The 23107-nt window shown below is 38.8% G+C and carries 20 protein-coding genes and 5 tRNA genes; 3 read left to right on the forward strand and 22 right to left on the reverse strand.

Annotated features, from left to right (window positions below; genetic code table 11):
- Positions 1-101: 101 nt before the first annotated feature.
- From P0Y49_15080 to P0Y49_15110, 7 genes are all read right to left on the reverse strand, one after another.
- Positions 102-186 (reverse strand) — tRNA-Leu (locus tag P0Y49_15080).
- Positions 187-247: 61 nt separating this feature from the next.
- Positions 248-320: transfer RNA gene (locus tag P0Y49_15085), tRNA-Gly, on the reverse strand.
- A gap of 35 nt (positions 321-355) precedes the next feature.
- Positions 356-440: transfer RNA gene (locus P0Y49_15090), tRNA-Leu, on the reverse strand.
- A gap of 68 nt (positions 441-508) precedes the next feature.
- Positions 509-581: transfer RNA gene (locus P0Y49_15095), tRNA-Gly, on the reverse strand.
- A 129-nt stretch (positions 582-710) separates the two neighbouring features.
- Entirely contained in the window at positions 711-1202 is a 492-nt protein-coding gene (locus P0Y49_15100) for a regulatory protein RecX (GenBank protein ID WEK18118.1), read from the reverse strand.
- A gap of 26 nt (positions 1203-1228) precedes the next feature.
- Positions 1229-4306 (reverse strand): AsmA-like C-terminal region-containing protein, encoded by a 3078-nt coding sequence (locus P0Y49_15105; protein WEK18119.1) that lies wholly within the window; start codon positions 4304-4306, stop codon positions 1229-1231.
- A gap of 133 nt (positions 4307-4439) precedes the next feature.
- Positions 4440-4952, reverse strand: coding sequence for a DinB family protein (locus tag P0Y49_15110; protein ID WEK18120.1), 513 nt, complete (start codon positions 4950-4952; stop codon positions 4440-4442).
- A 254-nt stretch (positions 4953-5206) separates the two neighbouring features.
- On the opposite strand from P0Y49_15110, the gene P0Y49_15115 reads away from it, so the two are divergent.
- Positions 5207-5280, forward strand: a tRNA-Cys gene (locus P0Y49_15115).
- A 230-nt stretch (positions 5281-5510) separates the two neighbouring features.
- Here P0Y49_15115 and P0Y49_15120 read toward each other — a convergent pair.
- From P0Y49_15120 to P0Y49_15145, 6 genes are read right to left on the reverse strand one after another with little or no spacing between them, the layout of a single operon-like run.
- Positions 5511-6629, reverse strand: a complete 1119-nt coding sequence (locus tag P0Y49_15120; GenBank protein WEK18121.1) for an ABC transporter permease — start codon at positions 6627-6629, stop codon at positions 5511-5513.
- Positions 6626-7732: an ABC transporter permease gene (locus tag P0Y49_15125; GenBank protein WEK18122.1), complete on the reverse strand. Its 1107-nt coding sequence runs from the start codon at positions 7730-7732 to the stop codon at positions 6626-6628. The genes P0Y49_15120 and P0Y49_15125 overlap by 4 nt, the downstream gene beginning before the upstream one ends.
- A gap of 10 nt (positions 7733-7742) precedes the next feature.
- Complete coding sequence (locus tag P0Y49_15130) at positions 7743-8483, reverse strand: ABC transporter ATP-binding protein (GenBank protein ID WEK18123.1); 741 nt, start codon at positions 8481-8483, stop codon at positions 7743-7745.
- Position 8484: 1 nt separating this feature from the next.
- The gene (locus P0Y49_15135) at positions 8485-9405 is read right to left on the reverse strand and encodes an ABC transporter ATP-binding protein (protein ID WEK18124.1); all 921 of its coding nucleotides are present in this window, start codon (positions 9403-9405) and stop codon (positions 8485-8487) included.
- On the reverse strand, positions 9402-10304 hold the full coding sequence (locus P0Y49_15140; GenBank protein ID WEK18125.1) for an HlyD family efflux transporter periplasmic adaptor subunit: 903 nt from the start codon (positions 10302-10304) through the stop codon (positions 9402-9404). Before P0Y49_15140 ends, P0Y49_15135 begins: the two co-directional genes overlap by 4 nt.
- An 18-nt stretch (positions 10305-10322) precedes the next feature.
- On the reverse strand, positions 10323-11594 hold the full coding sequence (locus P0Y49_15145) for a TolC family protein (GenBank protein ID WEK18126.1): 1272 nt from the start codon (positions 11592-11594) through the stop codon (positions 10323-10325).
- Positions 11595-11667: 73 nt separating this feature from the next.
- Between P0Y49_15145 and P0Y49_15150 the strand changes: the two genes are divergently transcribed.
- Positions 11668-12054 (forward strand): DUF1801 domain-containing protein, encoded by a 387-nt coding sequence (locus tag P0Y49_15150; GenBank protein ID WEK18127.1) that lies wholly within the window; start codon positions 11668-11670, stop codon positions 12052-12054.
- Positions 12055-12081: 27 nt separating this feature from the next.
- Here the strand turns inward: P0Y49_15150 and P0Y49_15155 are convergent, their stop codons facing one another.
- Positions 12082-12609 (reverse strand): O-acetyl-ADP-ribose deacetylase, encoded by a 528-nt coding sequence (locus P0Y49_15155; GenBank protein ID WEK18128.1) that lies wholly within the window; start codon positions 12607-12609, stop codon positions 12082-12084.
- 187 nt (positions 12610-12796) lie between these two features.
- Here P0Y49_15155 and P0Y49_15160 point away from each other — a divergent pair, with 187 nt between their 5' ends.
- Complete coding sequence (locus P0Y49_15160) at positions 12797-13804, forward strand: hypothetical protein (GenBank protein ID WEK18129.1); 1008 nt, start codon at positions 12797-12799, stop codon at positions 13802-13804.
- 260 nt (positions 13805-14064) lie between these two features.
- Here P0Y49_15160 and P0Y49_15165 read toward each other — a convergent pair whose 3' ends face one another.
- From P0Y49_15165 to P0Y49_15200, 8 genes are read right to left on the reverse strand one after another with little or no spacing between them, the layout of a single operon-like run.
- Entirely contained in the window at positions 14065-15081 is a 1017-nt protein-coding gene (locus P0Y49_15165) for a YCF48-related protein (protein WEK18130.1), read from the reverse strand.
- Positions 15082-15513 carry a DUF2147 domain-containing protein gene (locus P0Y49_15170; GenBank protein ID WEK18131.1) on the reverse strand — a complete coding sequence of 144 codons (432 nt, stop codon included), beginning with the start codon at positions 15511-15513 and terminating at the stop codon, positions 15082-15084. It lies immediately after the preceding gene.
- Positions 15514-15570: 57 nt separating this feature from the next.
- Positions 15571-16122 carry a DUF3347 domain-containing protein gene (locus P0Y49_15175; protein WEK18132.1) on the reverse strand — a complete coding sequence of 184 codons (552 nt, stop codon included), beginning with the start codon at positions 16120-16122 and terminating at the stop codon, positions 15571-15573.
- A gap of 24 nt (positions 16123-16146) precedes the next feature.
- Positions 16147-17373, reverse strand: a complete 1227-nt coding sequence (locus P0Y49_15180; GenBank protein WEK18133.1) for an efflux RND transporter periplasmic adaptor subunit — start codon at positions 17371-17373, stop codon at positions 16147-16149.
- Positions 17374-17397: 24 nt separating this feature from the next.
- Entirely contained in the window at positions 17398-18651 is a 1254-nt protein-coding gene (locus tag P0Y49_15185) for an efflux RND transporter periplasmic adaptor subunit (GenBank protein ID WEK18134.1), read from the reverse strand.
- Positions 18629-19882, reverse strand: a complete 1254-nt coding sequence (locus tag P0Y49_15190; protein WEK18135.1) for a TolC family protein — start codon at positions 19880-19882, stop codon at positions 18629-18631. Before P0Y49_15190 ends, P0Y49_15185 begins: the two co-directional genes overlap by 23 nt.
- Positions 19869-21806, reverse strand: coding sequence for an efflux RND transporter permease subunit (locus P0Y49_15195; GenBank protein ID WEK18136.1), 1938 nt, complete (start codon positions 21804-21806; stop codon positions 19869-19871). Before P0Y49_15195 ends, P0Y49_15190 begins: the two co-directional genes overlap by 14 nt.
- A complete protein-coding gene (locus P0Y49_15200; GenBank protein WEK18137.1) occupies positions 21803-23101 on the reverse strand; it encodes an efflux RND transporter permease subunit in 1299 nt (432 codons plus the stop codon). Before P0Y49_15200 ends, P0Y49_15195 begins: the two co-directional genes overlap by 4 nt.
- Positions 23102-23107: the final 6 nt, after the last annotated feature.

Here is a 23107-nt window from a genome sequence, read left to right on the forward strand (position 1 = left end):
GAAAAACATAGTAAAAAAGAACTTAGTCACATTTCCCCTAAAAATAAAAACCCTGCTAATCGTTAGATTGCAGGGTTTTATATGTTTCGATTTGACTCTTGTACTCAGAGCGGGAATCGAACCCGCACGACTTTTAAGGTCACAGGATTTTAAGTCCTGCGTGTCTACCAGTTCCACCATCTGAGCATACCCCATATCCCTGGGATTTAGCATTTAAAATAAAAGCCTTCTTTGAAGAAGGCTTTAGAGCGAAAGACGAGATTCGAACTCGCGACCCCGACCTTGGCAAGGTCGTGCTCTACCAACTGAGCTACTTTCGCATTGGTATTGTTTTGCTACATCATGTAGTCTTTTGTACTCAGAGCGGGAATCGAACCCGCACGACTTTTAAGGTCACAGGATTTTAAGTCCTGCGTGTCTACCAGTTCCACCATCTGAGCATAATCGTTATCAAAAACATTGATAAGATTAATTTTTTAAACACCTTCCTGGTACTGAAGATATTTAGAGCGAAAGACGAGATTCGAACTCGCGACCCCGACCTTGGCAAGGTCGTGCTCTACCAACTGAGCTACTTTCGCATTTGCTTGATATCATCCGATATCTTCCCTTTTAGATTTAGATAATTACTTACCTTGTTTCCGTTTGGGATTGCAAATATAAAGACTTTTATTTTACCTCCAAGTAATTTTTAATAAAAAAAACGGCTCCTAAACTAACTCACTGGCCTTCAATACCTCAATTATTAAATCTCTTTCAAATCCTTTGCTCATTAGATAACTAATCAATTTATACTTCCGTTTAAAAACATCTTTTTCCTTAATTAATGGAGCTTTTTTCTGTGCAGTGACCAAAATAGTATTTAAATAATCATCGTAATCAATTGCGTTCAATGCACGCAAAATCATTTTATCTGGTATCCTTTTTAGTTTTAAGCCCTGCTTTATTTTAATCTTTCCCCAACCCTTTATCTTAAACTTACCCGAAACATAAGCATCCGTAAAGCGCTCTTCGTTTAGAAAATTGGTTTGTATAAGTTCCGAGATCAATTCTTCAACATCATCAGACCATAATCCCCACTCATATAACTTGTCTCGAATCTCCTGCTGCGCACGCTCCTGGTAAGCACAATAATGCTCGGCTTTTGCCAAAGCTGTTTTCTTATCCAGTTTAATCTGCTTTTTTTCCTGACCGTCTATCATGATGCTTCGTAGAAACACTAAAACCTTTATTCTGCTGCAGTCTCTTCCAGCTTACCCTCTTTATTGCGTTTTAATGCAACTTTAGGTTTGTCCTGCGTTCCTGTAATACTCAATGGAATGCCAAACAATCCAAATGGCGGCAATCCTAACCTGCCACTCATATTTAAACGTCCATCAAAACTTACCTGACCTTCAAAACGTGGTCTAAAACCTGCAACACGCATTTTAAATCTTTCGATGTTAATGATGTTATTCGCTATCGTACTCTTAATCTGTACCTCCGAAACATCTTGATTACTTAAACTATCTCTTTTAGTAGCTTGACTAACCGCATTCATGAATTTAAAGCCCATTAAGCTAACCTTCTTAACAGAAAGAACACCTCCACCTTTTAAAGAAGGATAAACAGGCATCATATTGGCATCTAACTTACCGGATAACTGATAATCCAACCCCACAACTCCTTTAACCTTTGATGCTGAAGTAGCTAAATCCCGGAACAGTTTAATTTCCTTATAAGCCTTTGCAATGTCAAACTCCTTAGCAAGCACACGATAATCAAAACTGGCCGACATAGGAGTTAAGCTTTTATACTTAGCATCCATAGTTACGGCTGCATCAACCAAATTAAATGCAGCTTGGTTTAAGTTCAGTGTACCATTGTTCAACACCAAACTTCCTGTGGCATTCTTGACTTCCAATCCATTATAATATACCGAACCTGCATTTGCAGTTACAGAAACATTTAAATTATCAGGGATGATGATTACACCCGTTGCAGCACTTCCTTTAGTTGCTGTACTACCTCCATCATGGTAAGCCATAAATTCGTCAGCAAATAGCTTCCCGCTTTTCAGATTAAAATTACCAGTCAACTTTGATTTATCCGAAAGTACATAGTTAACCACATTACCCAGAAAACCTTCCATACTGAAATCAGACTTACCATAGCTTCCTTTAAATTGCTCAAACTTCATCTTATCCTGGTTAAATGAGAATACGCCTTTGTTTACCAGAAACGATTTCGGAAAAAGATCTGAATTAAACGTCATTTCTTTAACAATCACCTTACCCTTATTGTCCAGCTTATGATATCTACCCGCGGTAGCATCACTTTGCAACCCACTAAAAGATACATCCGTAAATATAGAGCCCTTCACATCATAGCCCTTTACAGCAAATAGACGATACATTTTACCGATATCAATACTTCCTTTTGAAGTAATTTTATACTTTACATTTTCCAGATTCTGTACTGCTGCCTTCAACTCAAATGGCTGTCCACCCATTTCAAAAGAAACAGGCTTAATGTTCATAATTGTATTCTTTAAAGTACCGTCTCTGTTGGTTAGTATTCCATCAACAGAGATCTTTTCCAATGCCTGGTCAAAATGTGCTGTTTTAATTCGGCCATTATTTAATAAAATGGCAGCTTCTGTTACAGGGAACTTCTTTTTCGCTTTGTTATATCCACCCTTGCTCTTCACATTCAGATTTAGCTTACCACTCAACTCAAGATCCTTTAAAGGATAAAACTCCTTGATCTCAGCAAAATTCAGCAAACCATTTAGTTCTACATCAATTGGTGTATTACCGGAAGTCCGCAACTTCGCAAATCCCCGGATGTAGTTAGATAATGCCTGTATATTCAGGTTGGTAAGTTCGAGCTCTGTATGCTTATAATCACCATCTGTATTTGTACCATTGATGTTAAAACTGATCTTATCTATAGGCGAGGCCACTAAAGCATGCTTGAAATAACCGTCTTTTAATGAACTCACCAGCTTAAACTTAGGTATAGTCGCAATTACTGTGTCGACTTTTCTAAGTCCACTATGTACTACCTTTTTAGTATAGGTTCCTTCAGCATGAAAATCCATAGCGAACCGCCCCTTTAGCTGATCCAGCTCAAAAATCTTAGCCCATTTCTCTAAATCTATATTTGCGCGACTTTGTACATATACTTCCGGCGTTTTTAGTCCTCTTAAATTTACGGTAGCCCCCAAATAATCCTTCCCTATATTGAAGTAAAGACTATCCATATTGATGTATAAACTATCCGTATTTAAAGATGGCAACTTCGTTTGAAGATTTAAATATAGTTTACTAATAGGTTCAGGTGCCTTTGGATTAGCGATTTCACCATCACGTATTTTTAAATTAAAAGATAAGGTAGGCATGATCTTCTTAGCAGCCAGATATTTCCCTATTAAAGAAGCCTTTATCTCAGCATAACCTTTCATATTTGTCCGTTCCAGGCGCTCGGCAATAGCTGGAGGCATAACCGTAAAAATATTATGCAGATCAGTTTCTTTAGCTTTCGTCCTAAAGTTAATATCATAACCGTCTTCTATAAAAGAAAAACGTCCAACAAAATGAATGGGCAATGAGTTGATTTTCAAATCATTTTCATCAAACATCAAGTCTAACGAATTGGTATTAACCTTAGTTACCAATCGGGCATTTATCTTTTTATTCAGCAAATAAGGCTCATGATTATAATAAACATCCAATGATTCAATTTGGGCCTGGCTCGTCAGATCAAAAATAGCTTTACTCAAATCTCCTTTTCCTGAATAGTTTAATCCATTGGCACTGATCAGCATCGGTACGGATTGATCCTGATAGGTAAGCTTGCTTTTATTGATAAATATGCTTTCAATTTTTATGGCTGTGCTACCTGTATCCTGCTTAGCAGTCGTTTTACCAGTGCTTTCATAAACATTGTAATTCGCATTTCCTTTTTCATCCACCTTAATGTTAATGACAGACTCATTTAAAAATACTTTGTCTATCCTGATCTGTGATGAAAATATGGTACTCAGATTAACGCCAAATGATAACTCTTTACAATATAACAAAGTATCCTGCTCAAATGGTGCAGCTCCTTTCAGCATAAACTGATTTAAGCTGAGTGTTAAAGATGGAAAATGCTTAAAAAAGGAAAGACTAGTGCTTTCAAATTTCACCTCACCCTTTATATTTTTATTAATTGCTTTTTGTACTTCTTTAGAAATGGTCTCCGGAAACAAATATGGACCAACAAACAACAGTAGGAATAGCGTAACGAAAGTTATCCCTGTAATCTTTAAAACTCTTTTCAATTTTATAAAAAATTTAAATCCTTGCAGCAGATGCAAAGATAATTTTTTATTTAACTAAAACACTGTCACTTAATTCAATTACGGCACATTTGCCATAATTAAATTAAGCAACAAGGGGTCACTAAAAGTTTCACTAATCGTACTTCAATGCCGGATATCCCAATAACCTGCGCCATAACGCAAGCTGTCCTATAATACTTGCTTCTCTATATATCGTAAAGGAAATCAACTCATAATAGCTCATTTTCATTCCTCCCATATCTATCTCACTATCTAATTTTGCATCCGGAATATTAACCAGTGCTTCCCTTGCTATCGGCGTAATTTTTTCCCAATCTTTAATGTATTCCGAATTAGTTGGATAAGTGGCGTCATCCTGAATCCCCTTATGATCTTTAAACAGCTCTTCTCCCGTTTGCTTAAGCCCCGGATGCGTTTCAGATGTCATCATGTACCGTTGCTGCACAAGAGATCCAGTGAGCCAGGCCATATGATTTGCTTTAGTATTTAAACGATTATGCATGTCTTTATCTGTGACCTCATCAATTGCACGTTTAAAAAAGGCAGTTTGCATATCAAACAAGGTAAGCAATCCTTCTATTCTGGTACTCGCGGTCTTAGTTTCCATAATTTTATAAGCTTCCATAATTTTATAATTTAGTAATTAACATAATTCACATCTATTTGTTTATCTATTCATGTATATAAAATTAAGGGGGTAATCGCGACATCTACAAATCTTCTGTACATCAAACCGCACTTATCCAAAACATAAAATAAATTAATCAAACTGATTTTCAACAACTTAAAAAACAAAACTCAATATATCAAAATAAAGTCTAGTAATTTTGTAGACTTTATATATATTTGCATCAGTAATCGCTTAAACGATGAACATGTAGTCATGTGGCCGAGTGGTTAGGTAAGGGTCTGCAAAACCTTTGACGGCGGTTCGAATCCGCCCTTGACGTCCAGTACAATTTCTATATTGACTGCATTTAGATGTTTGGTTAGATCTAAGTTTTGTTTAAAGAGCCAGGTTGGATGACCTGGCTTTTTTTGTAAAAAAGAAACGGGGATACAGCAATCCACCGTATCCCCGCTATCTAAATTAACGCTCTCAAATATATAGACGCCCAAATATTTGATTTATTGTATGTCGTATAAAAAATATTTTATTTTATAAAAGTAAACCGTGAATGGGTTAACTCCTTTTTTTATAATTCAATACTGCCCAGGTATTGAACACCAATGCGAATATAGCCATAATGCCTATTTGGGGCAATATATCTTTAAAACCGCTTCCTTTGAGGATAACCATCCGCATCACTTCAATTAAATAGCTAACAGGATTAAACTTTGTAATGAACCTGGCCCAATCCGGCATGCTATCGATAGAGGTAAACAATCCGCCCATCAAAATAAAAATCATCATAAAGAAAAACATCACAAACATGGCTTGCTGCTGGGTATCGCAAAAAGTAGAGATCAGCAAGCCAAAACCCAAAATAGCCAACAGAAAAACAGAAGCAAAACTATACAAAACCAATAAGTTACCCACAGGAACGATACCATAAACTAATCTGGCCACCAATAGTCCTAGTGTAAAAACAACATTTCCAAGTAACCAAAAAGGAATTAACTTACCCAATATAAAATGATGCTTTTTGATTGGGGTTACATTGATCTGTTCAATGGTACCAAATTCCTTTTCCTTTACAATATTTAAAGCAGTAAGAAAACCACCAACCATCGTCATAAGTGTAGCAAGGATACCTGGCACCATAAAAAAATGATATTCCATTAATGGATTAAACAAATTAGATGTGGTTACTTCAATAACTGCCGGAGTTGTATCAATTGAAGTTGGCTGTAATTGAAGCCTTATTTCACTATTGTAATCCCTGATAATACTACCCAGATACGCCCCACCCAAATTTGCCTTTACACCATTAATTGCATTCACAGCAATAAACAACTGCTGCCCGCCTTCACGAACCAGATTGCGCTCAAAGCCATAGGGTATTTCCAGAATCAAATCTGCCCGATCTGCTTCAATAAGCTTTAGTCCTTCCTTAAAAGATGCATTATACCCGGTAAGTTTAAAATATCCCGAAGCCGTCACCTTTGAAATCAGTTTTCGGGAATAATCAGAATGATCATGATCAACTACTGAAAGATTGATGTTTTTTACCTCGTAGTTGGCAGCAAGCGGCAAGATAAGCAACTGAATTATCGGCATCACCATAATCATAGCCAGAATAGCCTTGTTTCTAAAAATCTGTCTAAACTCCTTTTCCAGTAGAAATCTGATCGTTCTCATGCCAGTCGGATTTTAAAACTTTTTAAACTTACAGCCAATAACACAACGGTGATGCCCCCCAGGATCAGTGTTTCCTTCCAAATTGCGCCAAAGCCCAACCCTTTAATCATAATGGCTTTCACAATCAGGTAGAACCATTTTGCAGGAACAACATTCGAAATCAACTGCAACGGATATGGCATATTTTCTATAGGGAACATGAAACCACTAAAAAGCACGGTTGGCAGAAACATGCCCATCAAAGAGATCAGCATGGCCAATTGCTGCGTATTCGCTTTAATCGAAATAAAGATGCCAAGACTAAGACAGGTTATGATAAACAAAGTGCTTTCAGCAAAAAGCAATGCCACACTTCCATTAACCGGCAAATCCAATACATACACGCTCAACAGCAAAATAGAGGCAACATTAATGAGCGACAATATCAAATAAGGAACTGCCTTTGAAAGTATAACAAGAATCGGTTGAAAAGGTGAAACCAGCAAAACCTCCATCGTTCCCGTTTCCTTTTCCCTAACAATAGATATCGCTGTCATCATAACACACACCAGCATCAAAACCAAAGCCATCACACCTGGAACAAAATTAGGCGCTCCTTTTAGCTGAGGATTATACAGCATCCTGACCACAGGCACAATGGTATAAGGAACGGCATTAGTCTGGTCAACCGAACTTTGATAATCCTGAATAATAGAAAGTGCGTAGTTACTAAGTGTAGTAGCGGTATTTGGGTCGGACGCATCTGCTAAAACCTGAATCTGAGCCTTACCCTGGTGAAGCAATGTTTCATTAAAACCGGCAGGAAAAACAATAGCCATTTTAATTTTCCCCTTTCTAAAAGCAGCTTCCATTTGCTTACTATCCATTACCGAACGCTCAACATCAAAATAGCGGCTTGCCGAAAGTTTAGCAATTATTTGTTTCGAAGCAAGATCTTTAGCCTGATCCATGACAATGATCTTCGAATTTTTCACCTCATTGGTTAATGCAAACCCAAAAATAAGAATCTGAACAACAGGCATACCAAATAAAATGAGCAAGGTTTTCTTGTCCCGCCATACATGATAAAATTCTTTCCTTACAAAATTGATAAACTGTTTCATCCTCTTTTACTTAATCGCTACGCTTTGCTCCCCTAGCCAGTTGATAAAAGACATCATCCATTGAGTCCGTTTTAAACTGTTTTTTTAAATTTGCAGGATGATCCAATGCGGCAATCTTCCCGTCAACCATAATGGATACCCGATTACAATAATCAGCTTCATCCATATAATGTGTGGTCACAAATGCAGTTATACCCCTAGCAGAGGCTTCATAAATCAAATCCCAAAACTGCCTCCTCGTCACCGGATCTACTCCACCTGTAGGTTCATCCAGAAACACAATCTTAGGTTCATGCAAAACCGCAACAGAAAATGAAAGCTTCTGTCTCCATCCAAGCGGCAAAGCGGAAACGAGTTTCTTAGCTTCATTTTGCAAGCCCAACTGCTCCACCAATTCTTCACTCTTATTTTTTAGGACTTTATCACTCAAACCATAAATGCCACCAAAAAACCTGATATTTTCCAACACAGTCAAATCTTCATATAAAGAGAATTTCTGACTCATGTAGCCAATATTTCTTTTAATATCCTCAGTTTGCCTGTACACATCAAAACCCGCTATGGTAGCACTTCCAGAGCTCGGTATAGAAAGGCCGCAAAGCATGCGCATGGCCGTAGTTTTCCCAGCTCCATTAGCTCCTAAAAATCCAAATATCTCGCCCTTTTCTACCTCAAAAGTAATTTCGTTGGCAGCAATAAAATCACCAAAGCGCTTGGTCAACTTTTCCGTTTTGATCACTATCTCTTCCATCCTAATTTTTCAATAATTTGATAAAATAATCCTCAATAGTAGCTTGTATTGGCTTTACCTCCACATTGTTTAATCCCATGGATTTAAGGTAAGCATGTAATTGCTCATCCTCAAAAGTCCTTTTAAAAGAAACATGCGCATATTCTCCAAAAGCATAACAATCCAGTACTTCCGGATATTTTCTAAGTGCATTAATCAACTCATGCATTTGTCCAGCCTTAATCGCATACAATTGATCAGGATAATGCATTACCATATCTTTAGGCGTATGGATAGACAATATTTGACCATGATGAATTAAGGCTATACGGTCGCACAAAGCAGCTTCATCCATGTAGGGTGTAGAGACCATAATGGTAATCCCCTTTGCTTTTAACCGCTCCAGCATTTCCCAAAACTCCTTTCTTGATACCGGATCTACCCCGGTCGTGGGCTCATCCAGAAACAATACCCTCGGTTGATGAATGAGTGCACAACACAAAGCCAGCTTTTGTTTCATCCCACCCGATAACTGCCCTGCCCTTCTTTTTTTAAATGGTTCAATTTGAACATAGATGTCCTCAATCAAATGATGATTCTCCTCGAGACTGGTTCCAAAAACAGCAGCAAAGAAATTTAAGTTCTCTTCAATGGAAAGATCCTGATAAAGCGAAAACCTACCCGGCATATAACCAATTATCTTTCTAATCTGTTTATACTCTTTCACCACATCATAGCCTTCCACACTTGCTGTTCCTTTTTCGGCAAGCAACAAAGTTGTCAGCATTCTAAAAATGCTGGTTTTACCGGCACCATCGGGACCAATCAAACCAAACAACTCCCCCCTATTTACCTCAAATGAAACCTGATCTACCGCAACCAACTGTTCTTTACCGTAGGTTTTAGTCAACCCTTCAACAGAAATAGCAAAAGGGCCGTTCATATTTTACCAGCTAAACGGATCTCCCCATACATACCAATCTTAAGATAACCGTCGTTTTTTACTTTTATTTTTATCGCATAAACCAAATTGGCTCTTTCATCTTTCGTCTGAATCGTTTTAGGTGTAAATTCGGCCTTATCACTAACCCATTCAATCGTCCCATCATAGGTTTTATATTTTCCATTTGCATCGTCTACCAAAACCTCAACCTTTTGCCCCAGTTTAACAGATGGCAATTGATTGCCTGTAATATATGCCCGCAAAATAATTGACGACAAGTCGCTAATTTTATATAAAGGTTTACCAGTTATAGCCATTTCATTAACCTCCGCATACTTGGTCAACACCGTGCCCTCTACCTCATTTACAATCTTACTTTTTGAAAGCTGATCATTCAACTGTTCAATTTGTGCGTCCAGTGGTAAGGTTTCTTTATTTAAACCAGCCGATGTAATACCCAGGGTCGATTCCTGAGCGGCTATTTGCTTTTTAATAATCGCAACCTGCGCATTTGCATCATCCAATTGTTTTGGTGTGGCCGCATCTGATTTCAACATATTAGTAATCCGTCGCTGTTCTCTAAGTGCTTGCTTCAATTGCTCCTGATAAGCGGCTACCTGTGCAGCAACATCAGGTTTCTTAACCAAAACAGCAGTAATCTGAGCTTCCAGCTGCTTCTTTTTTAAGTAAAGTTGAGTGCTATCAATATACCCTACAGTTTCTCCAGCCTTTAACACCTGACCTTCTTCCAAATTCAGTGCTTTAATCACTCCAGTTGCCTCGGCAGAAACAATAGTCTCGACAGCTTCAAATGTACCCGATGCATCATAAGCTTGTTCTTTATTGCCACACGAGATCAGAAACAAGATCGTAATCGCTGCAAATGATATTTTCTTCATGGTTCTTTATTAATATAACTAGTTACCTAATGTGGTTTGTTTATTGTACTGCGCCATCAACAATTGTATTTCATGCAGTATCTTACTTTGCCGGGCCTGATCTTCTGCATTTACTTCACGCAAATAATCACTCGTATTGATCACTCCATATTCCAATTGTGCAGCCGATGTCTTCTTTACACTTGTCCGCAGCGCGATAATTTCATCATCAGTAGTCAACAGATTAGTCTGCTTATCAATTTCGGCATCTTGCTGTTTCAATGTAAACCGGGTATTCAACAGGAAATTTTCACTTTGAATATCAATCTCTTTTATATTGATGGCAATAATTGCCTTCTCCCGTTTACTCGTATAAAATCCTGACAGCAGCCAACTCATTCTTAGTCCACCAATAGCAAAAGGTTCTACAGAATTATCCAGCATATTTAAAGCAGGTCGGCCAACACCACCCTGTAAAAACAAATTAAACTTAGGCAAGTTTCTTATAGAAATACCTTGCTTTTTTACATCCATACTTTTACGTTGACTATCATATAAGCCAAGTTCAGGTCTGCGAATTTCAGACTGAATAACCGGTTTTACCGGCGTTACCAAATTCACTTCTTCAGTAAACGGTTGATGGATAAATAATCCAAGCACATCAATATAGCCCTTTCGGGTATACCTTAGTTCGGTACCTTGTTGTGCTACTTTAAGCAGTTCTGCTTTTAGCATGTCGAGACTACTTTTAAATGCCGCTCCATTTGCTATTGTAGCCTTTGTTTTATCAATTCCCAATTGAATATCCCTTTTAAGGAACTCATTTTGTTTCAACTGTGCATTGATCAATAGTATTCCAAAAAACAACTGGTTAATCCTGTCTTTCAACTTATAGAGCTCCACTTCCAGCTGCTGGCTTTCAACAACTGCATTACTGGCTATTTCAGACTTTTGCTGCTTGATTGTACCGCCATCAAACAATACCTGTGTCCCCTCTGCACTTAAACGGTATTGGTCTTTACTCAATATAGGGATATTTATCCCGGGGATCTGAATTGGAATTTTGGTAACATCAGACTGATAACTGGCCTGACCGCTAATATTGAATTGTGGTAAATACCCCTTTCCAGCATTCTCTATAGAATAGGCTGCAGTTTTCTGAATCAATTCTGCCTGTTGGATCAATGGGTAATTTTGCCGCGCCAACTTATAGCACTCTTCAATAGATAGTTGCTCCTTATTTTGGGCATTCGTTTGATAACATACAAAACAAATGAGAATAGCAAAACATAAGGATTTCATTTCTAGCATTAAATTAAGGATATTTATAATACAGTAGGAGGTTAATTAAATTTAGCAATAATAATTAAGAGATAAAGAAGTTATGGTATCCGAATATCTACAAAATCTGGATCATCCCTTAAAAAATCTGGTAGAAGAATTAAGGCAACTGATCCTTGCAACACATAAAGAAATAGGAGAACAGATTAAATGGAATTCTCCTTCATTTTATTACACAGGTGAAATGAAACCTTTTGATCCCAAAACCTACAAAAGAGATATTGTAGTACTCAACCTTCACAAAAAAGATCAGGTATTATTAGTATTCCCCACCGGTGCTAGTATAGATGATCAGACAGGACTTCTGGAAGGTAAATTTTCCGATACCAGAAAGGTCATTCCATTTAAAACGATGAAGGAAATACATGATAAAAAAGGTGATCTCCAAACGGTTATTAAACAATGGTTAACAATGGTTGAAAAGCCTTGAAAAACGTACCTTCAATTTCAATTAACTTCAACCGACCTCTTTCTTGATCAAGTTGTAATTCTCTTCATCAAAACAGACAAAAATTACTTCTTCTATTTCGTTATGTTTAGCTAAGAAAGCTTTAACAGTGTCCACAGCAATTACTGCAGCTTCGGCTTTTGGGTATCCATAAATACCTGTACTGATATTAGGAAATGTTATTGTCTTACATTGATTAGCTACAGCAAGCTTTAAGCATTCCTGATAACAAGAAGCCAGTAACTCAGCCGCCTTACCATTGCCTGAATTATAAACTGGTCCAACTGTATGAATTACATATTTAGCAGGCAACTTACCCGCACTTGTAATCACAGCTGCCCCAATTTTGCAACCACCTTGCCTTGCAACAATTTTTCTGCAGTCATCAAGTATAGCGGAACCACCAGCACGGTGTATGGCGCCATCTACTCCACCACCTCCCATTAAAGAAGAGTTTGCCGCATTTACTATTGCATCAACAGGTATCCTGGTGATGTCACCTTTAACTATCCTTATTCTATTTAATATGTCATTCATGATACCCTATAGTTCCTAAGGTACTATTTTTATTACAACCAACTCAATAGCAAACAAAAAAAGCACATTGCACTTATTTTCTTAATTAGAAATAAAAACCAATACAAATTTAATTACAAATATTTAAATGATATTTATTTTTTATATTAAAAAATCTATAGATCTTTGACTTACTGAGCTATGTAGTATGCAAGAAGAAACCAATGAGACTCTACCTGTTCTTAAAGGAAAAAATAAGGCTGCTTTAAAACATCGGAAAAAGAATGACATCTTATTAAAGGGAGCTATCGAGGATCACTTTGCAGATGTGCTTCGCTTTTTTTATGAAGATGCTGATAAAAGATTTGATATGGCGAGGGGTTTTGAAAGCCTAAACAAAGAGCTACATGAAATTCACCCCCAGTTAAGTAGAAAAGGAGGCAGTCGCGAGGCAGATGTTTTAATAAAAGTATTTTTACTTGATAAAAACTCAGAATGGTTTCTCCTGCATTTAGAAATTCAAAAAATAGTCAATAAAAATTTTCCAAAACGGGTCTATCAATATAATTATCGTTTATCCGACAAATATGAGATGCCAATTGTGTCTTTGGCAATATTTACAGGCCCAAAAGGTCAGGTACAGCTTAATGAACATAAAACCAGTATGCTAGGAACAGAGCTAACTTTTAAATACAAAGTTTATCAGATTTTTGATCATAGTGAAGATGACCTGCTCAACATGAGAAGTCCATTTGCATTGGTTATACTTATCGCTCAGCAAGAAGCTTTAGCAAGTGTTGAGAAAATAGAAGAAGATAATCTTGATATTATACGCACAAAAATAATGCGCACACTGGTAAGTAGTAAAAAATTAGATACGGATGGGATAAGAAAGTTTCTGTATTTTATGGATAAATTCATTCCCATTCAAAATCAACAATTAAATAATAAATTTCAGCAAGAACTTACAAAAATAACGGGAGGAAAAATTACTATGGGCATTATGGAAGCTATAAAAATAATTCATATTCAAGAGGGCATGGAAGAAGTTGTCGAAAATCTAATCGTAAAATTAGGTTTAACAAATAAGCAAACGGCAGATATCGCCAATGTAACCATGTCATTTGTTAAAAATGTACGCAAAGAAATAGAAGCCAAAAAACAGCAACATATGCTGCAACAGATTTCGTCAATCAATAATTCAAAAATTAAATAAAAGAAATAAATCATCAAAACAATTAAACAATCTAACAAATAGAGTAATCAACTATAATACTACTACCTAATTGCTAACGCTATGTGAACGGACATTGAACGGATATTGGACGGATACTGAACGGATACTAAACGAATCAAGCCGTTCAATATCCGTTAATTATTAGTTAACACTCCAACGAATAAGAGACAAATAAGCAAACCCTATCCTAATCCAGATAAAATCCAGGTTACCCTAATCACACTAAAAATTAGTTGAACTTATGGAGAAACGACCTTAAAAATACAGCCTTTGTTTCCGGCTAGTAATACCAAATTACCTCGTTTAGATTTTTGCACCACATTAAAGCCCTGATCAGAAATGTTGTACCATTTCAATCCGCCATCTTGCGAAATATCAGTGCCAGAGCTACCCGTTGCCAATAAGACTTTAGCATTTAGATAAGTTACACCGGATCGATAACCACTAACCGGTATAACCGGCTTTTTCCATGTCTTCCCACCATCCGCAGTAAGTAAAACATTATTTGAGTTCTCTTTATCTTTCAGATAATTGCCACCAACGACTACACCTTTATTTTTGTCATAAAATGCCATTGCGAAAGTTCCGGTACTAGATTCACCTTGGATAATCGGGCACTGAAACCGTTTCCACGTATAAGCATAATCATCAGAGAAATAAATATTAGCCACTGCGCCACCGGTAGCAATCCAGGTTCTACCACCAGGTAATGCCTTAATAGTTGTTCCGCTGGCAGCAAAGCCAGCTTCCCCTATAGCCATATCAAACGTCAGATTTGCCGAAATATCATTCCAGCTCTGTCCGCCATCCTTTGTACGCAGCAATTGCATTTTATGCAAAATGGGATCACCAAAGATGATCCCATTTTTTGCATCCCAGAAATCCATTCCATCTAAAAATATAGCAGAATCCAAGTTTTTATAATGTTCTGTCCATGTTTTACCACCATCAATGGTCAACAAAACATAGGCAGGAGAACCAGCATTTACAACGATGGCCTTCTGTTGGTCAAAAGCCTCAATATCTCTAAAGTCTAGCTTTTCATATCCGGCAGGCTGTGTCCACTGCCACGTTTTACCCCCATCAATAGTTTTACCTATATATCCATTGCTTCCACTTACCCATGCAACATCATCAGAAACGGCAGACATTCCTCTTATACTCGTGTTAGTGCCCGTTGTTAAGGGCATCAACTTATAGGTTTGTGCAAAGCTGATAAATGGTAAAAAAGCCAGCCAGTAAATTAGGTATTTCATCTATTTTGCTCTCTTCCAGACTTCCGTTCTACCAATCAATGAAATACCAATATAACCCCTCAGGTGTAGCTCATCATTACCTTTCAGAGCAATATTAGACTTATAAGTCTTACCGGATTTTGGATCATAAATGGTACCACCAGTCCACTTACCGTCTTCGTAAACAAAGTTCTTTAAAATCTCCAAACCAATAATAGGCTTAGACCTTAAATTCTCATCCGGATTTTTCACATCTGTTTTAGTCTCACCTTTTTCACCTTTGGGATCTTTTAGCCAAACAATCTTACCGAAGTATTTATCACCTTTTTTGGTAATCTCGATATGCCCCTCACCTAAAGGGTTAATCCATGTTCCAACAATGGCATCTTTGTTCTGGGCAAGGCCCGCGAAAGAAATTGCTGTAAACAGCAATATAAAAGTTAAATGCTTCATAGGTATATGATTAGTGTTTTCCTAAAGATACTAAATGAAGCATATAATCAGAAAAAATTATTTGATCGTCTCTTTTACTTCGCCGCAGTTTAACATGCTTTCACCAAAATAAGGATTTTTGATATCCTTTTGATTGCTTAACCAGGATGCTCCTTTATCATTTAGAGCCATTGGACAGTATTCTACATACAACTCACCCGAATTCAAGCCTGAAACTTTTACTCTTGCTATGAAATCCTTGCTGAGATCCGAAAACACGATTCTTTGAGCGTCTATATCTTTAGCAACACCTATTTTAGCTGCTAATGCGGTTAATGTACTACCATTACTCAATTCCCTTGAACCCAATTCAATAGCATTTGCGGCAACTTTTACTTCTGCTATATCACCATTTACAAGTGCAGTAGTCAGATGAATATAATGTTGGTATACCGCATTTAATTTATCATCCTTTAAGCTTACACCTGCTACAGCTTTTTCAACCGGGACACCGGGAGCATGATTATGTCCTGCATGAGGGTCTGCTTCCATAGGTTTTTGTGTATTTCCACACGCTGCGAATAGCGTTACCGCGGCCAATGTAATTACGAAATTGGTTACTGTTCTCATCTTTGTGTTTTTTATGATTAATATTTAAGATTTTAATTTAAGCCCTTCAACAGGATTCTTTCCTTTTTTAAGGATATATTCACTATACAAAAGGTATGCTCCGGTCACCACCACCTGATCTCCATTTTTCAAACCTTCAGCGATTTCTACCTGATTATCATTTTCAGTTCCCGTTTTTACCAGTCGCGGTTCAAAGCTGTCTTTTCCACTTTTAACCCACACATGCATTCCTTTTCCATCCCTGATCACGGCATCTACCGGTAGTGTCAGCACATTGCTTTTATTTCCTGAAGGAAGAAAGACATTGACCTGCAAACCAGGTTGCCATTGATTTCCGGGATTAGAAATGCTTCCCCTGATTTGAGTAAGCTGAGTACTCGACTGCAAGGAAGGTGTAATAAAACTAATGGTCATTTCTTGCGGTTGACCTTCCCAACCTGCCACAACAACCCTTACTTTCTGACCCTGTTTAATTTTCGTGGCCTCGTTAGGATAAACATCAGCTTCAACCCATAATTGTCCATAGCCCTCTAGTCTTAATATCGGGCTACCCTCAGCTACATATTGTCCCTGGGTTACCGACAATTCGGCTACCACACCGCTTTCAGGTGCATAAAACACGACATAAGAATCCTTTTTCTGTGTTTTCACCAACTGCTGCACCTGATTTTCTGATTGTCCATACAACAACAACTTTTGTTTGGCAGAGGCCACGATCTGGCGTTCTATTTTATCACCTTGAAACTGCTTCTCCTGAGCTACTGCCATCAGATATTCCTGTTGTAAAGTAGCCAATTGCTCCGAGTACAGCTTGTACAAAGGTTGTCCCTTACTTACCTTAACACCCGTTTCCCTAATATATAATTGCTCTACCCTACCTGCAATGCGACTAGAGATATAACTGCTTTGTTCCGGATTAACGACTAGCCTTCCGTTCAACTGTTTCGCTCCAGACAAGGTATTTTCACCAATCATTATTGTGGTAATATTCGCCAGTGCCTGACGTTTCTCGTCCACTTTTAGCGCTTTATCATTGCTATTCATTTCAATAGGTACCAGGTCCATCCCACAAATGGGACAGGTACCCATCTCATGCCTAATGATTTGCGGGTGCATCGGACAGGTAAAAGTTTGTTGTTTTTCTTTCACAGCCTCTGCTTCCGGCTTTTTCTCATTGCTGCAGGCAGCAATAAATACCGATGGAAGTAAGATCATCAGCGCCATCCCCTTTATAAATAATTTCCGTTCCATTTCTTTAAACTACTTCGTTTACAATCATTTTAATTGCTCTTTTATGAAGCTTTCACTATCTACCAGGTAAGCTGCATTTTGACTTACCTCCCAATTACTGATGTCTTCTTTAATCTGCACCATTCCAGCTATGGTACTTCCGGCCTTTACTGACTTAGGAACGAAGACATTACCTTCTTTTTTAAAAAGTACGGTCTTATTCCCCAGCGATAACACAGCAGATTCCGGCAACCACCATGATGCAGAAAGCAACACAGGGATTCTGGCGGTAAGTAACTCCCCAACTCTAAAATTGGGTTTATTAAGGTATACCCTCGCAATGGTAAAGTTCTCCCCATCTTTAAATACCGGTTGGATCATGCCAATAGCAGCAGTTTGAATAGTGCTTTTATCAGCTGTTTTATAAAACACAAATTTATCCCCCTTCTTAACCTGTGACGCTAAAGAGGGCTTGAAAGAAAATTCAGCAACCAGTCTGTCGGCATTATAAATGGTAAAAAGCGACTGACCAGCGTTTACATATTGTCCTTCCCGCAACATTACCGGTTCATTTACCGGCACTGCAGCAGCTGCAGACACAGCCGTAGAACCAGATGAAGCTACACTCATTCCACCCATCCCGTCGCCACCAGCAGCCGATGCCGAAACCGAGGGTAAAGCTGTAGATGTAGCAGCTGCAGATTTTTCAAGAATATAACCTTCTACATTGCTATATACCGGAATACGATAATTCACTTTCCCTGTTTTTAACACCTGATTAACTCCTGAAACACTCATTCCCAACAGGATTAAACGTTGTTTTGCTTTGTCCAACAAAGTAGGATCGTTTTCTGATCTTTTCAAAAACAACAATTCCTGTTGTGCCGCAGCCAGATCCGGAGAGTAAACTTCCATAATCAACTGCCCTTTTTTAACCGGCTGATAATTATATTTAATGAGTAAGCGCTCTATTCTTCCGCTTACACGACTGGCTACACTATTTTCATTACGGGTATCATAATTGATGATCCCCTGTGCCTCTTCCGTAAATATTTTAGTACCATAGTTTGCCTTAATTACAGGCAAAGTAGATACCACCTGCTCATTTGAAGGTTTTAGTAAATGAGAAAGGTTACTATCAATATTCACAGCACCCGGGTCTTCGTGCGCACTATGCTTATTGTCTTTATTCCCATTGCAAGCCTTCATCATCAGTACACCGATCATCAACACCGCAGTAAGGATGTAAGCACGCAGCTTAACGCCCTCAACATGCTTAACGATATAGTTCTTTCTCATAATCGGCAATCATTAAATAAAGTTTCAGTTTCTCGTCCAATACATTGGTCTGCATCATCGTAAGTGCTTCCCAGGAATCAATAACCTCGGGTAACTCCATCTTATTCTCACGGTAACTTAAAAAGTTAACATCCAGTGTTTTTTTCAGGCTGGGAATGATTTTATCTTCCATAGCCTCAATCCGCTTTTGCATAGACTGAATTTCAAACTGCATACCATACAACATTCCTTGAGTTTCCTGTAACATGGCTGCTTTCTCTTTCCCCATAGCCTCCACTTCATACTCCATACCTTTTACTTCCGATTTATACATTTTTGAAGACCACGGTGCAATTGGAATGCTGACCATGCCCATCACACTATAGGCTTTAGGCATCATTTTAGTTAAGGGCGACATGTGATCGAACCTTAGTTTAAAATCAGGCCGGCTCTGTTTTTTCATCGCCTCAATATTCAGCTGCATAGATTGTATGCTGTAGTCCATTTTCTTAATATCATTTCTAGCCATAGCCAGACTAGCTGTATCAATGGAAGGAGCCGGCACAAAACTGGGTTTATAAGCTGTATCAATAGCAAAAATGGCATTCCCCTGCATATTCATCAGGCTGTTTAACCAGGCACGGGCTCTGGCAATATCCCCCTCCTGCATTCTGATCATATTGCGATTTTCTTCCAGCTTGGCAGAAGTTTTGTAAACACTACCCAATTTCGACTGGTTGTAAGGATATCTGATCTCTTCAATCTTTTTCATGGTTTCCATGATCTTCTGGTTTTGCTCCAATACACCAATCTTTTGTTGTGCAACCAACCAGCCGAAATACAAGCGCTTAGCCTGTGCTTTGTATTCGTTTAAAGTCACACCACGTGTTTCATTTTCGACCTTACTTTTCGATTCTATATATCGTTTATTCGCATTTAACTTTACCGGGTTAGGGATGTCTTGCTCCAGCTGCAACATTAACGATCCCTTATCTCTATCGTCCATCACCACTTGGCCGGGATAAGGAGTCATAAAAGTACCCACCCCTACCATTGGTGCCATCCAGGCCGTTGCGGCTTTGGCGGTATGCTTGTAACTTTCCGCTTTTAAACCGTAAGACTGTAGCAAAAGGTTATTTTTATCTATTCTTTGCAAGACTGTATCCAGTGTAAGCACCGGACTTTGTTGCTGTGCCACTGCACAAAATGGCAGTAGCAACAATACGGCTAATATTCTTTTAATGATGTACATCGTGCACCTCCAATTTTCCATATTTCCTCAATTCATATTCTTTGGACATTAAAAAGATCAGCGGGGTAACCAGCAGAATGTGTGTAGAAGAGGTTAGTACCCCACCTATCATAGGCAACACGATCGGCTGCATCACATCCACTCCTACTCCTGTTGCCCATAACACAGGCACAAGTCCAAATAACGACACACAAACGGTCATCAGTTTCGGTCTTAATCTTTTCGCTGCACCATAAATCACATATGCTCTCAAATCCTCTTTAGTGATCGTTTCACTTGAGTTTCCTTTTAATTTGATTAGCTGCTGCATGGCATCGTTCAGATAAATCACCATTACTATACCCGTTTCTACGGCAATCCCAAACAGGGCAATAAAGCCTACTGCGACACCTATAGAAAGGTTTACACCCCAGAAATAAATCATGTAAGCTCCACCGATTAAGGCAAAGGGAACGGTAATCAGACTTAAAAAGGCTTCTCTCACCGAGCGGAAAGCAAAGTATAGGGAGAAGAAAATGATGACTAAAACAACCGGTGCGATCCACATCAGCGTTTGTTTACCACGGATCAGGTTTTCGTACTGACCGCTCCATTCCAGAAAGTACCCTTCAGGAAGGACACCCTTTTCCTTGTTCAACGTCTCCATTGCCTCCTTAACGGTACTACCTAGGTCCCGGTCACGCACATTAAACATAACTGCACCACGCAAAATAGCATTGTCAGAACTGATCATCGGCGGACCATCTTCAAATTTCACATCAGCTACTGCCGATAGTGGCACTTCACCAAAAGTGGCTGATTGGATAGGGATACGCTGAATACGTTCTACACTATTGCGATATTCCTGTGCCAAACGTACACTGATAGAGAAACGTTGTCTGCCTTCAATGGTATTCCCAATAGTTGCTCCACCCAAGGCACTTTCTACCACCTGATTTACATCATCTACGTTTAAGCCATAGCGTGCCAGCTCAGCTCTTTTTATATCAATAGAAAGATATTTTCCACCGGTAATGGGCTCAACAAACAAGTCACTTACCCCCGGCGTACCTTCCAACGCCGCTTTAACTTTTTCTGAGACCTTAGCAACGGTATCCAGATTCTGGCCAAATACCTTTATTCCTACATCGGTACGGATTCCGGTAGCCAGCATATTGATGCGGTTAATAATGGGTTGTGTCCAGCCATTTACTACTCCCGGAATTTGTAATTTGGCATCCAATTCGGTTACAATGTCCTTTTTGGTGATGCCTTTACGCCATTCGCTTTTTGGCTTTAACGTAATGATCGTTTCGATCATACTGATCGGCGAATTATCAGTAGCCGTATTGGCCCTACCCGCTTTCCCTAAAACCTTATCTACTTCGGGCACCGACTTAATGATCTTGTCCTGCACCTGCAAAATTCGCTTTGCTTCGGCATTAGATACATCAGGAAGCGTTACCGGCATAAACAAAATACTTTGCTCATCAAGCGGAGGTATAAACTCTGTACCTAAATTTTTAAGCAAAGGAATGGTAATTAGCAAGGCAATGATATTAATGGCAATGGTTGTTTTTCTCCATTTCAGTACCGTTCTGATAACTGGTTCATACACCTTTTCCAACACCCTATTTACCGGGTTCGCACTATCCGGTTTAAACTTTCCCTTCATAAAAAAGGAGATCAGTACAGGGGCCAGTGTAATCACCAGCAAAGCATCTACAATCATGATGAATGTTTTGGTGTAGGCTAGCGGATGGAATAATTTACCTTCCTGTCCGGTTAACATAAATACCGGTAAAAAAGAGGTAATGATGATGACTGTTGCAAAGAACACTCCTCTTGAAACCTGCTTACTGGATTTGGTGATCACCGCAAGACGATCTTCTTCACTAATCCAATCCGGAGATTTTTTAAATATATTTTTAAACCACTCGATCATGATGTTGTCGTTTTATTTTGATCCTTTTCCCACAATTCGTATCGTTCTGCCAAATGTTTGTAGGCATTTTCACTCATGATAATCCCATTATCCACAATTACCCCGATCGCCAGTGCAATACCGGTGAGCGACATAATGTTTGATGAGATATCAAATGCATTGAGCAGAATAAAGCTGGCAGCAATGGTAATCGGTATTTGTATAATGATGCTCAATGCACTACGCCAGTGAAACAGGAAGACAATTACGATGAGCGATACTACAACCATCTCTTCAATCAACGTGTTCTTTATGGAATCTATTGATTCTTTAATGAGCTCGCCTCTATCATAAACAATATCAAACTTCACCCCCTTAGGTAGGCCTTTTGAAACTTCTTTCATTTTGGCTTTTACCCTATCTATCACCTCAGCAGCATTCTCGCCATAGCGCATCACAACAATACCACCGGCACGTTCACCTTTACCATCCTGATCAAATATGCCCAGGCGGGTTTCTCCGGTCATTTGCACTGTAGCCAAATCGGATATCTTTATTGGTGTACCATTCTGGTTTTTTACAGGGATATTGGAAATCTCTTCCAATGATTTGAGGTAACCGGAAGTCTTAATGATATACCCCATATCACTCATTTCGAACTTTCGTCCCCCCGATTCGTTGTTATTACTCCTAACCGCAGCAATTACCTGCGGCACACTGAGTTTATAATACAGCAGTTTGTTCGGATCTATGGAGATCTGATATTGTTTCTGGAAGCCGCCAAAAGAGGCAATCTCACTTACCCCCGGTACATTTTGCAAGGCAAACTTTACATACCAGTCTTGTATGGCACGCTGCTCGCCAAGATCCATATCCGGCGCATCCAGCGTATACCAGAGTACATGACCCACTCCGGTTCCGTCGGGACCCAATTGCGGGGCCACACCTTCAGGTAAAGTTTTGGATATGGTACTAATCCGCTCCATTACGCGCTCACGCGCCCAGTATACATCTACATCATCTTCAAAGATCACATAAATGAAACTCATGCCGAACATGGATGAGCCCCTTACATATTTAATTTTAGGGATGCCCTGCAGGTTGGTTACCAGCGGGTAGGTCACCTGATCTTCTATCAGCTGTGGTGATCTGCCCATCCATTCTGTAAATACGATCACCTGGTTTTCTGATAGGTCGGGGATGGCATCTATCGGGTTCTTTTGTACGGAAAATATCCCCCATACAAATAACCCGGCAGAAAGCACCAGCACAATAAACCTATTGCGCATCGACCATTCTATAATTTTATGTACCATTTATAA

Origin of the sequence: Candidatus Pedobacter colombiensis (assembly GCA_029202485.1) — a bacterium.
Taxonomy (GTDB): domain Bacteria; phylum Bacteroidota; class Bacteroidia; order Sphingobacteriales; family Sphingobacteriaceae; genus Pedobacter; species Pedobacter colombiensis.